The 13,283-nt window shown below is 71.8% G+C and carries 14 protein-coding genes; 8 read left to right on the plus strand and 6 right to left on the minus strand.

Features of this window, described 5'->3' with window-relative positions; translation table 11 throughout:
* Positions 1-19: 19 nt before the first annotated feature.
* Positions 20-1,168 carry a PP2C family protein-serine/threonine phosphatase gene (locus ACGFZQ_RS15520; RefSeq protein WP_393840810.1) on the minus strand — a complete coding sequence of 383 codons (1,149 nt, stop codon included), beginning with the start codon at positions 1,166-1,168 and terminating at the stop codon, positions 20-22.
* A gap of 165 nt (positions 1,169-1,333) precedes the next feature.
* Between ACGFZQ_RS15520 and ACGFZQ_RS15525 the strand changes: the two genes are divergently transcribed.
* The gene (locus ACGFZQ_RS15525) at positions 1,334-1,777 is read left to right on the plus strand and encodes a TetR/AcrR family transcriptional regulator (protein ID WP_393840811.1); all 444 of its coding nucleotides are present in this window, start codon (positions 1,334-1,336) and stop codon (positions 1,775-1,777) included.
* The gene (locus ACGFZQ_RS15530; RefSeq protein WP_393840812.1) at positions 1,750-1,884 is read left to right on the plus strand and encodes a hypothetical protein; all 135 of its coding nucleotides are present in this window, start codon (positions 1,750-1,752) and stop codon (positions 1,882-1,884) included. Before ACGFZQ_RS15525 ends, ACGFZQ_RS15530 begins: the two co-directional genes overlap by 28 nt.
* A 53-nt stretch (positions 1,885-1,937) precedes the next feature.
* On the opposite strand, the gene ACGFZQ_RS15535 is transcribed toward ACGFZQ_RS15530, so the two are convergent.
* A complete protein-coding gene (locus ACGFZQ_RS15535; RefSeq protein ID WP_393840813.1) occupies positions 1,938-2,336 on the minus strand; it encodes a nuclear transport factor 2 family protein in 399 nt (132 codons plus the stop codon).
* Complete coding sequence (locus ACGFZQ_RS15540) at positions 2,333-3,220, minus strand: helix-turn-helix transcriptional regulator (protein WP_393840814.1); 888 nt, start codon at positions 3,218-3,220, stop codon at positions 2,333-2,335. Before ACGFZQ_RS15540 ends, ACGFZQ_RS15535 begins: the two co-directional genes overlap by 4 nt.
* Positions 3,221-3,420: 200 nt before the next feature.
* Here ACGFZQ_RS15540 and ACGFZQ_RS15545 point away from each other — a divergent pair, with 200 nt between their 5' ends.
* On the plus strand, positions 3,421-4,326 hold the full coding sequence (locus tag ACGFZQ_RS15545) for an MBL fold metallo-hydrolase (RefSeq protein ID WP_351729788.1): 906 nt from the start codon (positions 3,421-3,423) through the stop codon (positions 4,324-4,326).
* Between the two features lie 81 nt (positions 4,327-4,407).
* Complete coding sequence (locus ACGFZQ_RS15550; RefSeq protein ID WP_393840815.1) at positions 4,408-5,061, plus strand: TIGR03086 family metal-binding protein; 654 nt, start codon at positions 4,408-4,410, stop codon at positions 5,059-5,061.
* Positions 5,062-5,067: 6 nt separating this feature from the next.
* Here ACGFZQ_RS15550 and ACGFZQ_RS15555 read toward each other — a convergent pair whose 3' ends face one another.
* A complete protein-coding gene (locus ACGFZQ_RS15555; protein ID WP_351729782.1) occupies positions 5,068-5,889 on the minus strand; it encodes an SDR family oxidoreductase in 822 nt (273 codons plus the stop codon).
* Between the two features lie 95 nt (positions 5,890-5,984).
* Positions 5,985-7,496 (minus strand): IucA/IucC family protein, encoded by a 1,512-nt coding sequence (locus ACGFZQ_RS15560; protein WP_393840816.1) that lies wholly within the window; start codon positions 7,494-7,496, stop codon positions 5,985-5,987.
* A gap of 93 nt (positions 7,497-7,589) precedes the next feature.
* On the opposite strand from ACGFZQ_RS15560, the gene ACGFZQ_RS15565 reads away from it, so the two are divergent.
* The 3 genes from ACGFZQ_RS15565 to ACGFZQ_RS15575 all read left to right on the plus strand — a co-directional run bounded on the left by ACGFZQ_RS15565 (position 7,590) and on the right by ACGFZQ_RS15575 (position 11,277).
* Positions 7,590-9,095 carry an IucA/IucC family protein gene (locus ACGFZQ_RS15565; RefSeq protein ID WP_393840817.1) on the plus strand — a complete coding sequence of 502 codons (1,506 nt, stop codon included), beginning with the start codon at positions 7,590-7,592 and terminating at the stop codon, positions 9,093-9,095.
* Positions 9,096-9,202: 107 nt separating this feature from the next.
* Entirely contained in the window at positions 9,203-10,474 is a 1,272-nt protein-coding gene (locus tag ACGFZQ_RS15570; RefSeq protein WP_393840818.1) for a VWA domain-containing protein, read from the plus strand.
* Positions 10,474-11,277, plus strand: coding sequence for a hypothetical protein (locus ACGFZQ_RS15575; RefSeq protein ID WP_393840819.1), 804 nt, complete (start codon positions 10,474-10,476; stop codon positions 11,275-11,277). Before ACGFZQ_RS15570 ends, ACGFZQ_RS15575 begins: the two co-directional genes overlap by 1 nt.
* A 54-nt stretch (positions 11,278-11,331) precedes the next feature.
* Here ACGFZQ_RS15575 and ACGFZQ_RS15580 read toward each other — a convergent pair whose 3' ends face one another.
* Complete coding sequence (locus ACGFZQ_RS15580) at positions 11,332-11,958, minus strand: winged helix-turn-helix transcriptional regulator (RefSeq protein WP_393840820.1); 627 nt, start codon at positions 11,956-11,958, stop codon at positions 11,332-11,334.
* A gap of 81 nt (positions 11,959-12,039) precedes the next feature.
* On the opposite strand from ACGFZQ_RS15580, the gene ACGFZQ_RS15585 reads away from it, so the two are divergent.
* On the plus strand, positions 12,040-13,248 hold the full coding sequence (locus ACGFZQ_RS15585) for a pyridoxal phosphate-dependent aminotransferase (protein ID WP_393840821.1): 1,209 nt from the start codon (positions 12,040-12,042) through the stop codon (positions 13,246-13,248).
* Positions 13,249-13,283 lie beyond the last annotated feature (35 nt).

The following is a 13,283-nucleotide window of genomic DNA, read 5'->3' on the forward strand; positions in this document are numbered from 1 at the left end:
GCGAACGGTTATCCGAACCCTACGCATCGCGCTGGACGACGACCAGGGCCATGTCGTCGTGCAGCCGGCCGCCCGTGTACGCCCGGACGTCCGCGGCGAGCCGCTCGACGAGCGGACCGGGCGCCTTGTCCGCCCAGGCCGTGGCACGCTCGGCTAGCGGATAGAAGTCGCCGTCGGCGTTCCGGGCCTCGCTGACGCCGTCGGTGTACAGGACCAGCCTGTCGCCGTGCCGGAACGGGAAGGTCGCCGGTACGTAGCCGGCGCCCGTGCCGTCCGTGCTGTCCGCGGGCCAGAGGCCGAGGCCGAGCGGGGGCGACGGCTCGGGAACCGCCAGCGCCAGCGCCGTCCTGGTGCGGCCGCGCAGCAGGAGGGGCGGCGGGTGCCCGCAGCTGATCAGATGCACCACGGGCTCGTCGTCCGGGATGTCCATGACGGCGGCGGTCACGAAGCGCTCGGCGGCGTCCTCCTTGGGCTCCGAGAACTCCGCGAGTCCCCACCGGACGGCGTCCTCGATGTAGGCGACCAGCTCCGGCAGCGGGATCCGGCGGTGTGCGGCGGCACGGAAGGCGCCCAGCACGATCGCCGTGTCGCTGATGGAGGGGAGTCCCTTGCCCCGGACGTCACCGATGAGCAGCCGCGTGGAGCCGGGGATCCGGGCGGCGGCGTACAGGTCGCCGCCGATGGTCGCGTCCGCTTCGGCGCTGCGGTACTGCGAGGCGAGGGTGACGGGTCCGGCCCGCTGCGGCAGCGGCCGCAGGACGACGCGCTGTGCCGCGTCGGAAACCGAGCGTACCCGGGCGAGTTCGCGTTCGCGCCGGTCCCGTAGACCAGTGAAGAGGACGAGGAAGGCACAGACCGCGAGCAGGGCGGAGAGTTCGACGAGGACGCTCTCGGTGGTCAGCGACCGCCGTTCCAGACCGGCGCAGACCAGTGCGAGGACCGCCAGAGCCCCGATCAGCGCGGTGGCGCGCGGCCCCGCGCCGACCGCGGTGACCGCCACGGCGACGACGAGGAGGTGGGCGAGATGGATGTCGGGCGGCAGGAACCCGTCGGCCACCGGGATCGCGACGATCATCAGAAGAGGTCCGACCAGCCACAGAGGTCGCGTCGAACGGCGCCATGCTCGCAGGGTCTCGACCACGGATGCGGTGATCATCACAGCGCTCACGTCTGCTCCGGTGCTTGTCGTCCTCCCCCGGCAACACATGCGGACATGTCTCCCATTCCCGGGCACGTCCTCCGCCTCGACGGCGACGCCGCTACCCGATCCGCTCGGCCGCCTTTCCGGTTCCCATGGCACAGGTGCCCACCGGGTGATACGCCGTGGCACTCCATGTGCGGACGTTCCATCCGGGGATACGCCCACACGTCGATCAGTGCGGTACGCCGCCACGCCGGGCTGAAGGACAGGTACTTCACGGAGAGCTTCTCCTCGCTCGACGATCTCATGGCGGCGATCATCAGAGACATCTACGAGGAGCAGGTCACCCGGTGCGCCGAGGCGATCGGCACGGACCAGCCGCTGCGCGACCGGGCCCGGGCCCGGGACATGATCGACGTCATCGTCGGGCTTCCTCTGGAGGACCCGAGAAAAGGGCGCGTCAAACTCGCGGAATCCCTGGGTGCCGGTCCCCTCACAGCACACGGACGACGGCTGGGCCTCCAGCGCATGAGCGGCCTCGTGGACTCACTCGTGAGGGAAGAGCTGCACGATCCCCGGATCGACACCGCCCCCTGTCCGTGGGCGTCGTGGACGCGGTCAGCGAGATGCTGCTGAGCTGGTTCGGCGGAGTTCTGGACATCTCGCGGGAGGAGCTGGTGGATCAGGGCCTTCTCCTCTTCGAGGCCATCACCGAACACACCTCGGCAACGTCCCGAGAATGACAGCACGGCCTGCGGGGCGGCCCCTCCGGCCGCGCCCTGCCCTGTCGCTCGGTTCACTCGGCGGGAAATCGGTCGCCGAACATCGGCCATCCGCCCGCGGATTCCGATCGGGTCGCCTCGTCCTCCCAGACATCCCAGTGCTCGGCGAGCTTGCCGTCCTCGACACGGACCACGTCGGCGACCACCGAGGCGGCGGGAGCGCCACTGCCGGCATAGCGGCCGTACAGCATGACGTAGTCGCCTTCGGCGAACACGAACTGGTTCTCGTAGCGGAGGGTGTCGGGGAGAGCCCGAACGAGACCGAAAAGACCCTCACGACCCGGCGGAATATGCGCGCTGTGCTGGACATAATCCTCGGACCAAAACTCTTCGGCCGCCTCGTAATCGCGCTTTCCGAACAGGGTGTCGAAAGCATTCAATGCCAGCTCTTTGTTCTGTGCGGGCGATGTCATGCGAGCCTCCGGTGGGAGCGGGCGGCCCCGGGTGAGTTCGTCGGTGCGGTCCAGCTGGCGAGCAGTCGGAGTGCCTCCGCGGAGGGGGAACCGGGTTCGGTGGTGTAGAGGCAGATGCTCTGGTCGGGGTCGGCGGGAAGGGCCAGCATTTCGTAGGAGACCGTGAGTTCGCCGACCACGGGATGGGCTAGGCGCTGGGTGCCGTAGGAGCACTGGTCCACGCGGTGACTGGCCCACCAGGTGTGGAACTCGGGGACCTTGATGGACAGTTCCCCCACCAGCTCGTTCAGCTGGGGGTCGTCGGGGTGGCGTCCGGCCGCCAGGCGCAGGCCGGCGACGAAGGTCTCGGCGACCTTGTCCCAGTCCCGGTACAGGTCACGGGCGGCCGGCTGGAGCAGGACGAAGCGGGCGAGGTTGCGGTCGCGGTACGGCAGCGCGTCGAAGTCGGTGAACAGCGCGTCGGCGAGGTGGTTGGCGGCCAGGACGTCGATGCGGTGGTTGATGACCAGGGCCGGTGAGACGTCGTTGAGCACGTCCAGCATGCGGTGGACCGCCGGCCGGGTGCGCGGTGCGCGGGCCGGACCGCGCCGGCCCGGGCCGGGCGTCCTGGGACGGGCGAGTTCGAAAAGGTAGTCGCGCTCGGTGTCGTCCAGGCGCAGGGCGCGTGCCACGGCTTCCAGCACCGTCTCCGACACATGGGGGTGCCGGCCCTGTTCGAGGCGGGCGTAGTAGTCCGTGCTCACCCCGGCCAGATGTGCGACCTCTTCGCGGCGCAGTCCCGGCACCCGGCGCGCTCCGCCGGTGAAGGCCGCCCCGGCGTCTTCGGGACGCAGACGGGCACGCCGCGAACGCAGAAAGTCACCCAGTTCGCCGTTGTGCTTCATATGGCCAGTATGGCTCCCGCGGTGCGGTGCGGGCGCGGTGAAGGTGGACCAGTCGGACCTAGGTTCAGGAAGGCGCACATGAAGGGCCCGCACACGCATATCCAACGCAATACTGGTGGCCAGGGAATGTGCCTCTCCCGCGCTGGGACCGAGTCCGTTCTTATTCCCCCTCCCGAATGGATCGTATAAAGGAGATCACCATGACCGAGTTCGCGCCTGTACCCGCCTTCGCCCTGGGTCCGGACATTCCCGAGTCCGGGTTTGTCGTCCAGGAACTGGGCGGTGGTGCCTACTTCGTGACCCAGGGGATGATCAACACGATGTTCGTGGTGACGAAGAAGGGTGTCGTCGTGGTCGACGCCTCGCCGTTCCTCGGGGAGAAGCTGCTGGCCGCGGTGGAGGAGGTCACCTCGAAACCGGTCACCCACCTCATCTACAGCCACGCGCATGCCGACCACATCGGGGCCGCTCACCTGCTGAACCGGGACGGCCTGCAGATCATCTCCCATGAGATCACCGGTGACTTCATCAAGGAGGCGAAGGACGACCGGCGGCCGCTGCCCACCGAGACCTTCAGCGGCCGGCGCAAGGAGATGGACATCGACGGGGTGCGGTTCGTCCTCGACTACTCAGGGGACTGGCACCAGGCCGGCAACCTGTTCATCCACCTGCCCGAGCAGCGGCTCATGGGGGCGATGGACAGCTTCAGCCCGAAGAACGCGCCGTTCTTCCGCCTGTACTTCTCCGCGCACGTGCCCGCGTACTTCGACGCCATGGACCAGATGCTGGAGTACGACTTCGAGACCGTCGTGACCGGCCATATGGCTCTGCCCGGCACGCCCGAGGACGTCGCCACGAACCGGGAGTACATCCACGACCTGCGTACGGCCGCCGGCGAGGCGCTGCGGACGGTCGACCTGAGGGAAGCCGCGGCCGCCGCCAAGGTGCCGGCCGACAACAAGCAGGCGGAACTCAAGGTCTGGATGGACGCGGTCGTCGCCCGCGCGGCCGAGCTGATGCCGTCCTGGGAGAAGCGCCTTGGGGGGACCGACATCTTCCTCGCCGACAACCTCAACGCCACCGCGTGGAGCGTCTTCATCGACTGAGGGAGGCCTCGACGAGGTCGGCGGCCTGGGGCTTGCGGGCCGGCCGCACCGGTTCACCGTACGGAGAAGGAGGGCTGTCGCATGGAGTCACCGCCGAGGGCGGAGTTGCTGGCACGGAGTATCGAGCTGGTCGTGGGCGCTGTCCGTGGCGCATCCGTCGACAAGTACGGCGGTCCTACGCCGTGTTCGGGGTGGACGGTGAGGGACCTGGTCGATCACGTCGCCATGATGCTCCTGCTGACGAGGGACGCGGGCACCCGCACGGCATCGGATCCGAGCCTGCTGACCACTCATCCGGTGCCGTTCCTCGCCGGGCGGCCGGAGTCCGAGTGGTCCCTGCTCCTGGCCGGCCAGGCCGAACCGGCGGCCAGGGCCTGGTCCGAGCCGGCGGCGTGGGAGGGAGAGGCGAGCCTCGGCGGTCCGCCCATGCCCGCCACGGCGCTCGGCGAGATCCTCATCGCCGAATTCACCGTCCACGCCTGGGACACGGCAGTGGCCACCGGACAACCGCTCGCCGTACCCGCGCCCTTGGCCCGCGCCACGTTCGAGACGTACGCGCGCGAGGCACCCCGCATGCGCGGCCTCGGCCTCCTGGGCGGCGAGGTGCCCCAGGACGAGGACGCGCCCCTGCTCGACCGCGCCCTGGCCCTCAGCGGCAGAGACCCCCGTCCGTACAGCACGGGAAGACGACTCCGCCCGGACGAACGCCGGGACGGAGCCGTCGGGCCGCGCTAGGGGTGCTCAGTGGCCTGCGTCCCCGCCCCGGCTCTCGACGCGGAAGCCGAACGGGATCGTTCCCGGGTCGAGGGCGGTGATCCCGCCGTCCACCGTGAGGGTCGCGCCGTTGACGAAGGAGGCCGCGGGCGACAGCAGCCAGCCGATCGCCTCGGCGACCTCGGCCGGGTCGCCCGGGCGGGCGCTCGGCACCAGCCGCGTGGCCTGCGCGTACGCCTCCTCGACCCCGCCGGCCATGCCCTCCTCCGCCGCGAACCGGGCCATCCGCCCGTCGGCCATCTCGGTGCGCACCCAGGTGGGGCACACGGTGTTGGCCCGCACCCCCTGGCTGCCGTAGTCGACGGCCACCGAGCGGCACAGCTGGAGGAGCGCGGCCTTCGAGGTGGCGTACGCGGCGTTGCCCCACCCGTTGCGCAGTGCCGCGACCGAGGCGACCGCGACCACCGCGCCGCGGGCCTCGATCAGGTGCGGGAGGGCCGCGCGGAGGGTCAGGAAGGGGCCGGTCAGGTTGGTGCGCAGCACCTCGTCCCAGGTCTCGTCCGAGAGGTCCCCGACCGCGCCGCTGCGGCCGATGCCGGCGTTGAGGACCAGTCCGTCGAGCCTGCCGTAGCGGGCGACCGCGGTGTCGATCAGGTCCTGGACCGCCGCCGGGTCCGAGAGGTCGCCGGGGTGCGCCAGGGCGCCGGTCTCGTCGGCCAGTCGCCGCAGCGGCTCGGGGCGCCGCCCGCCGATGACGACCTGGTGCCCGGCGGCCCGCAGCAACCGGGCGGTGGCGGCACCGATGCCGGTACCGCCACCCGTGATGACGACAACATGCGCGTCGGCCATGGCCGTTGGGGCTCCTCACCAGCCGGGGATCGGGCGCCATGATCCTAAGCGGATCCGCCGGGCCGCCCCGTCGTCCGCCACGGCCTCAGGCCGATTCAGGCCAAGGGGTTCGGCAACGGCAGATAGCGCGCGTCGGCGCCGTCCGCCCCGGTCCAGCGCAGCAGCAGGTTCGTCTTGCCCGGCAGGGTCGGCGCCGCCAGCAGTTCGGCCACCTCCAAAAGCGGATGCCGGGCCAGCTCCCGGCGGGCCGCGGGCCACGGATCGAACCCGGGGTGGCGCTCGGCGAGCGCGGCGGCGACCTCGATCAGATGGTTGACGACCAGGCAGTACACCAGCCGCTCCCACCCGGCGGCCCGCTCCACGTCGGCCAGCAGCTTGACGCCCTCGGCGTCCCGGTACAGCGCCTGCACCGGCGTGCCGTCCGCGTCGACGGCGACCAGGGTGTTCTGCAGATGCGCTTCGAGGACGACGCCGTGGTCGGCGAAGGCCGTGAGCGCCGGGGGTACGACCGCGCGCAGGTACGCCCGCCACCAGGCTCCCGGATCCGCCGTCGCGGCCAGGGGGCTGCCGTCGAAGCCCTCCACCAGGCCGGCCGCGAGCAGCGGGGTCGCCCCGGGCGGCAGCGCCCCGCGCAGCCCGTCCCGGACGACGACCGCGAGTTCCTCGAAGGCGAAGCGGGCGGTGCGGTAGCCGCGGTCGCCGAGCCAGGCCGCGGGACCGTCCATCGCCGCGAAGGCGGCGGTCGCTGCCGAGTCCGTGCGGCGCAGTTTCCGCAGGTCGTGCGCCCACAGCCGGCGGATGTCGTTGGTGATCCGGACGTCCAGGCTGAACTTCAGGAAGAGATCGCGCACCGGCTCGTACACCGTGCGGATCGCGGCCGTCGGCCAGACCGCGAAGTCGGTCTCCCGCAGTCGTACCAGCCGTCCGTCGGCGAAGGCCGGGGCCAGGTCACGGGCGGCCAGGTCGAGCTGCCAGGGGTGGGCCGGCAGCAGCCGGTAGCCCGGCGGTACGACGGCCGGCGCGGCCAGCGCGTCCAGCCCCGACGTGTCGCCCTCCTCGGCCACCTGGTCCGCGCGCACCCCGAGCAGCACCAGCGGGAACCGGGCGTACGCCTCGGGCGCGTACGGCAGCCAGGCGGTGACCGGGCCGCCGCCGCGCGCCTTCGGGGCAGGGTGGTAGGGATGGCCGGTGATGAGGGACTGCTCCGAGCGCAGATACGGGTCGTCGGGCGCCGTCGCCCGGGCGCGTGCCGTGAGCAGCGCGGCGACCACGTCCCGGCTGTCGATCATCTCGGCCGGCAGATCGCCGTTGGACAGCCCGGTGTGCGCGCGCAGCTCCTCGGCGACGAGTTTCACCAGCTCGGTGTGGCCGACGCGGTGCCAGCGGCCGGCCGCGTACACCTCGGGCGCGGCGGGCCGGCGCGCGCCGCGCACCCGCAGCAGCCGCCCGCCGCCGGGCAGCCGGTAGACCCGCGGTTTCCCCTGCCCGGCGTCCGGGAGCGGCTCGGCCACCTCCCGCAGCAGGCAGTTGAGCAGGGGCGCGGCAGCGTACGCGTCGGCGCGCTCGCCGACGCTGTCGCTGGGGGGCATGAGATCCACGCGTTCCATTCGTTCGCTACGTCCACACAGTCCGATCACGATCAGTATGTCTGCCGTCATCAGCCATCATGACCGTCGACCCCGTCCTCGAGGAGCCCTCCCGTGCACCGTCCCTCCCCCATCGAGACACAGCTCGCCACGGAGCTGGCCGAGGCGCGGCCGGACCTGGTGTCCGGGTACACGGCCGAGCTGCCCGGTGCGCGGGCGGCCGTGCTGACCCGGCTGTGGCGGGCGCTGGCCCACGAGCCGCTGCCGTGGGTGGCGCGCCGGGTGCGTGGAGCGCACAGCGTGGCCCTGTGGCTGGCCGACGGGCGCGCGCTGCACGGCCCGCGCGCGGATCCGTACGCCACCGACGCGTATGTGACCGCCGTACGTCTGGACGGGGTGTCGTACGACGATCCGGCGCGGTTGATGACCGATCTGGGGTGGCCTCACTCGACGGGGTTCGCGGCCGAACTCGGGCACAGTGCCGCCTCGTTGGCGCTCTCGCGGGCGGACCGGGAGTTTCCTCAAAAAGAGTGGCCCGGACTGGACTGGGAGTGGGAGCAGCGGGTGGTCGACGGGCATCCCTTCCACCCCAACTGCCGTTCCCGGCCCGGTTTCTCGGCGGCCGAGCAGCTCGCGTACGGGCCGGAACACCGGCCGGAGGTGCGGCTGGAGACGGTCCCGGTGGCGGCCGGGGACTGTCTGCTGACGGGCGAGTGGCCGGACGAACTCCGGGACGCCGGGCGGCTGTTGATCCCGGTGCATCCGTGGCAGACCGCCCATGTCCTCAAGGGCGGCCCGGGCGAGCCCTGGCGGACCGCGCACCCCCTGATGTCCCTGCGCACCCTCGCCCTGCCCGGCGGACCGCATGTGAAGACCGCGCTCAGCGCCCGGCTGACCTCGTCCGTCCGGGACATCTCGACGTACTCGATCGACGCGGCCATGACCCTGTCGTCGTTCGCCACGGATCTGGCGTCCCGCACGGACGGGCTCCTGCACGTGACCCGCACCCTGGGCGCGGCGACCGCCGACTCCCCCGATCTGGCGGCCGTGCTGCGCGAGTCGCCCGAGGTGTACGCGGCGCCGGGCGAGCGGGTTCTGCCGGTGGCCGCGCTGGCCACCACCGGCCTGCCCGCATCGCCGTCCTGGCTGGCCGGGTTCGCCCGGCTCGCCCTGACGGTGGGGCTGCGGCTGCTGGACCTGGGCGTGGCCCTGGAGGCGCACGGCCAGAACCTCCTCGTGGTGCTGTCCGGGACCGGCGCGCCGCTGCGGCTGGTCTACCGCGACCTGGCCGACATCCGCCTCAGCCCGGTCCGTCTGACCCGGCACGGCATCACCCCGCCCGAGCTGACGGGGCGCCTGGTCACGGACGACGAAACGACTCTGCGCCGCAAGCTGTTCGGCTCCCTGGTCGCGGGCGCCCTGGCGGGTACGGCGGGTTCGGGACCGGTCCTGGCGACGGCTCTGGAGACGGCCGTACGGGACCTTCCCGCCACCCCGGACCTGGCGGCCCTCCTCGAAGGCCCGCTGCCGGCGAAGGCGTTGACGCTGATGCGGCTGTCGCCCGAGGTGCCCGGGGACCAGTGGGCGGCACTGCCGAATCCGCTCGCCGACAGGTGGTGAACGCTCACCTGCCCGCCCGCCATCCTCCGTTGTCCTGCCGGCCGCTCGCGTTTTGGCGTCCGGACCTCGTTTTGGAGCCCGGCGCCTCTGATCAATAGGATCCGCCGATGATCAGAACACAACGGACGGCGGCAGGAGTCTGCGCTCTGCTCGCCGCCCTGGCGGCCGGGATCGCGTTCCCCGGCGGAGCGGTCGCCGACGAGACGGACGAGACGGGCCAGGCCGCTCCCAAGGTGGAGCTCGTGCTGGACGTCAGCGGTTCCATGCGGGCTGCGGACATCGACGGCGGCACGCGGATGGCCGCGGCCAAGCAGGCGTTCAACGAGGTGCTGGACGCGACGCCCGAGGGGGTCCAGCTCGGCATCCGCACGCTGGGCGCCAACTACGCCGGAAACGACAAGAAGACCGGCTGCAAGGACACCGCGCAGCTCTACCCGGTCAGCACCCTGGACCGCACCGAGGCGAAGACCGCCGTCGCCACGCTCACGCCGACCGGGTGGACCCCGATCGGCCCCGCGCTGCTCAAGGCGGCCGACGATCTCGAAGGCGGTACCGGGACCCGCCGTATCGTCCTGATCAGCGACGGCGAGGACACCTGCCAGCCGCTGGACCCGTGCGAGGTGGCCCGCGAGATCGCCGCCAAGGGCGTCGGACTGACCATCGACACGCTCGGCCTGGTGCCGGACGCCAAGACCCGGGACCAGCTGAGCTGCATCGCGGACGCGACCGGCGGCACCTACACCTCCGTCCAGCACAAGGAGGAACTGACCGACCGGGTCGGGCAGTTGGTTCACCGGGCCGCCGATCCGGTGGTGACGCCGGTGGCCACGGACGGCACCGGCCAGTGCTCCTCGGCGCCCGCGCTGAAGTCGGGGCTGTACACCGACCGCGAGGAGTTCGGGCAGCAGCGCTGGTACAAGGTCGACGTCAAGCCCGGCCAGGAGCTGCGGGCTTCGGTCAGCGTCGCCGCCGACCGGGCCGTCAACCCGGACTACGGGGTGCTGCTGCGCGCGGTGACCGTGCCCGGACGCGAGATCGTGCGCGGCGAGGCGTCGGGCACGGGTCGTACGGACGTCATCTCGACCGGCCTGCGGTACCCGAAGGCCGAGAGCGACGACGAGGACACCACCCCGGAGACCGTCTGTCTCCAGGTGACCAACTCCTTCTCGGCCACGTCCGGCGTGAAGACCAGCCCGGGCCTGCCCGTCGAGCTGACGGTGGACGTGGTGGACGGGCCGTCGCAGGCGTCCGACGTCGCCTCCTTCGGTCTCGGCCGCGGCTGGTGGCTGCTCGGGGCGCTGGTGCTGACCGGCTTCCTCGCGGGTCTGCTGTGGGGCTGGGTGTCGCGCTGGCGGGTAGCGGTCTGGAGGACCAACTGATGTCGATCACACGTGTGTTGAGCGCCGCTCTGCTGGCGGTGGGCCTGGCCGCGGGTCCGGCGGTCGCCGACGACGCCTCGCCCTCCCCCAGCGCCTCGGAGGACAGCGGCGCGCCCACCCAGGCGGGCACGTCCTTCCGTACGGCGACGGAACTCGAACAGGGACAGCAGGCCACCGCCAGCGGATCGACCGGCGACTACCTGTACTGGTCGTTCCCCGCCGACGCCGGCCAGCGCCCCGACGTCAAGGCGACGGTGAAACTGCCCGACTCGCACGCGGCACAGACCTGGGGGATCGACGTGTACGACGGCCTGCGGCGCCGCCAGGCCTGCCAGTACGGCGCGGCGACCCGCACGGCCGCGCAGGGCACCGCGTCGGTGCAGCTGGCCTGTGTGATGCGCACCGTCAGGGGCTGGTCGGAGCCGTGGGCCAACGACCCGCTGCCCGGCACGTACTACGTCCGGCTGACGGTGGTGGACCTCGGCAACGCGGACCTCGGCCAGCCGGTGAGCGCCGAGGTCCGGGTGGACTCGAAGGACATCGGCGGTTCTGCCGCGGTGGACGGTTCGCTGGCGAAGCCGCTGGTCCCCGGGATCGCGGTCAGCTCCGAGAAGAGCGACGACGACAGCAAGGCGGCGGTGCTCTCCAGCTTCGGCTCGGACGACGGCTGGTCCTCCGGCTGGTGGACCGACCGTTGGGTGTGGACCGGGATCGGCGGGGTGCTGGCCGCGCTGGCCGGCATCGGCGGATACGCCCTGACGCGCGGGTCGGGCCGGCCGTACCGGGTGCCGCCGGGCGCCTGACCTGACGTGTCCCGGTGACCGGGCCCGCCGTTCGCGGCGGGCCCGGTCACCGTTTCAGGCGTCCCGCAGCCCCTTGGCCAGCGCGCCGTCTCCGGTCACCGTCACCCGCCCGGCGCGTACCGCGTCCGCCAGGCCCAACTCCCCCCGGGCCAGGGCCGTACACGTCCCGACGTCGAGTACTAGCCGCGCGTCGGGTTCGCGCGGGGCGGGACCGTGGCCGTAAACCGGGCCGTCCTCCGCACCGGCGTACAGATGGAAGTCCCCCTCCCCCAGCCGGACTTCGACCAGTCCCTCGCCGTCCAGGGCCCGCAGCAGCGGCAGCGCGAACCAGTGGGCGCGGACCGCGTCGGTAGGGCGGCGCTCGCCCAGCTCGGGCTCCCCCCAGCTCCCCAGCGCCTGGATCACCGGGAGCAACTCCCGCCCACGCTCGGTGAGTTCATAGACGTACGCCGCAGCCGGCGGGGGCAGCCGCCGCCGGGTCGTGAGCCCGTCCCGCTCCATGTCCTTCAGCCGGGAGGCGAGGACGTCCGTGCTGACCCCCGGCAGATCCGCGTGCAGGTCGGTGTAGCGGCGGGGACCGGCGAGCAGCTCCCGGACGATCAGCAGGGTCCAGCGGTCGCCCACCACGTCTAGGGCGCGGGCCGCGGAACAGTACTGGTCGTAGCTTCGGCGAGGTGACATGCGACGCAGTCTAGACAAGATGTTGGACTTTCCAAGCTGCTACTTGGTAAAACCAAGCATCACGAGTTTCCGGAGGGGCGCATGGAGTTCCGGCAGTCCAACAAGCTCAGCGAGGTCTGTTACGAGATCCGCGGGCCGGTGATCGAGCACGCCAACGCGCTGGAGGAGGCGGGCCACAGCGTGCTACGCCTGAACACCGGCAACCCCGCGGTGTTCGGCTTCGAGGCGCCGGAGGAGATCCTCCAGGACATGATCCGGATGCTCCCCCAGGCACACGGCTACACGGACTCGCGCGGCATCCTCTCCGCCCGCCGGGCCGTGGCCCAGCGCTACCAGGCGCTCGGCCTGGAGGTCGGCGTCGACGACGTCTTCCTCGGCAACGGCGTCTCCGAGCTGGTCTCCATGGCCGTACAGGCGCTGGTGGAGGACGGCGACGAGATCCTGATCCCCGCCCCGGACTTCCCCCTCTGGACGGCGGTGACCACGCTCGCGGGCGGCAAGGCGGTGCACTACCTCTGCGACGAGCAGGCGGAGTGGTACCCGGACCTCGCCGACATGGAGTCGAAGATCACGGACCGCACCAAGGCCGTGGTCCTCATCAACCCCAACAACCCGACCGGCGCCGTCTACCCGAAGGCGATCGTCGAGGGCATCCTCGACCTGGCCCGCCGGCACGGCCTGATGGTCTTCGCGGACGAGATCTACGACCAGATCCTGTACGACGACGCCGTCCACCACTCGGCCGCGGCCCTCGCCCCCGACCTGGTCGTCCTCACCTTCTGCGGCCTGTCCAAGACCTACCGGGTGGCCGGCTTCCGTTCCGGCTGGCTGGTGGTCACCGGCCCCCGGCAGCATGCCAAGGACTACCTGGAGGGCCTCACCATGCTGGCCTCCATGCGGTTGTGCGCCAACGCGCCCGCCCAGTACGCCATCCAGGCCGCGCTCGGCGGCCGCCAGTCCATCCGTGAACTCGTCGCCCCCGGCGGCCGGTTGCACGAGCAGCGCACGGTGGCCTGGGAGAAGCTCAACGAGATCCCGGGCGTCTCGTGCGTCAAGCCCAAGGGCGCCCTGTACGCCTTCCCGCGGATCGATCCCAAGGTGCACCCGATCCACGACGACGAGAAGTTCGTCCTGGACCTGCTCCTCCAGGAGAAGATCCAGGTCGTCCAGGGCACCGGCTTCAACTGGCCCACCCCCGACCACTTCCGCATCCTCACCCTCCCGCACGCGGACGACCTGGAGACCGCGATCGGCCGGATCGGGCGGTTCCTGAGCGGGTACCGCCAGTAGGGCTCGCCGGAGCCGTGCGCGGGCCGGGCAACCCG

Source organism: Streptomyces sp. NPDC048254 (assembly GCF_043201895.1).
Taxonomy (GTDB): Bacteria; Actinomycetota; Actinomycetes; order Streptomycetales; family Streptomycetaceae; genus Streptomyces.

Excerpts from the sequence above, each read along its gene's own strand:
- ACGFZQ_RS15560 (WP_393840816.1), bottom strand. The coding sequence starts at position 7,496 with ATGGAACGCGTGGATCTCATGCCCCCCAGCGACAGCGTCGGCGAGCGC.
- ACGFZQ_RS15540 (WP_393840814.1), bottom strand. The coding sequence starts at position 3,220 with ATGAAGCACAACGGCGAACTGGGTGACTTTCTGCGTTCGCGGCGTGCC.
- ACGFZQ_RS15585 (WP_393840821.1), top strand. The coding sequence starts at position 12,040 with ATGGAGTTCCGGCAGTCCAACAAGCTCAGCGAGGTCTGTTACGAGATC.
- ACGFZQ_RS15570 (WP_393840818.1), top strand. The coding sequence starts at position 9,203 with ATGATCAGAACACAACGGACGGCGGCAGGAGTCTGCGCTCTGCTCGCC.
- ACGFZQ_RS15535 (WP_393840813.1), bottom strand. The coding sequence starts at position 2,336 with ATGACATCGCCCGCACAGAACAAAGAGCTGGCATTGAATGCTTTCGAC.
- ACGFZQ_RS15550 (WP_393840815.1), top strand. The coding sequence starts at position 4,408 with ATGGAGTCACCGCCGAGGGCGGAGTTGCTGGCACGGAGTATCGAGCTG.
- ACGFZQ_RS15545 (WP_351729788.1), top strand. The coding sequence starts at position 3,421 with ATGACCGAGTTCGCGCCTGTACCCGCCTTCGCCCTGGGTCCGGACATT.
- ACGFZQ_RS15575 (WP_393840819.1), top strand. The coding sequence starts at position 10,474 with ATGTCGATCACACGTGTGTTGAGCGCCGCTCTGCTGGCGGTGGGCCTG.
- ACGFZQ_RS15525 (WP_393840811.1), top strand. The coding sequence starts at position 1,334 with ATGTGCGGACGTTCCATCCGGGGATACGCCCACACGTCGATCAGTGCG.
- ACGFZQ_RS15580 (WP_393840820.1), bottom strand. The coding sequence starts at position 11,958 with ATGTCACCTCGCCGAAGCTACGACCAGTACTGTTCCGCGGCCCGCGCC.
- ACGFZQ_RS15555 (WP_351729782.1), bottom strand. The coding sequence starts at position 5,889 with ATGGCCGACGCGCATGTTGTCGTCATCACGGGTGGCGGTACCGGCATC.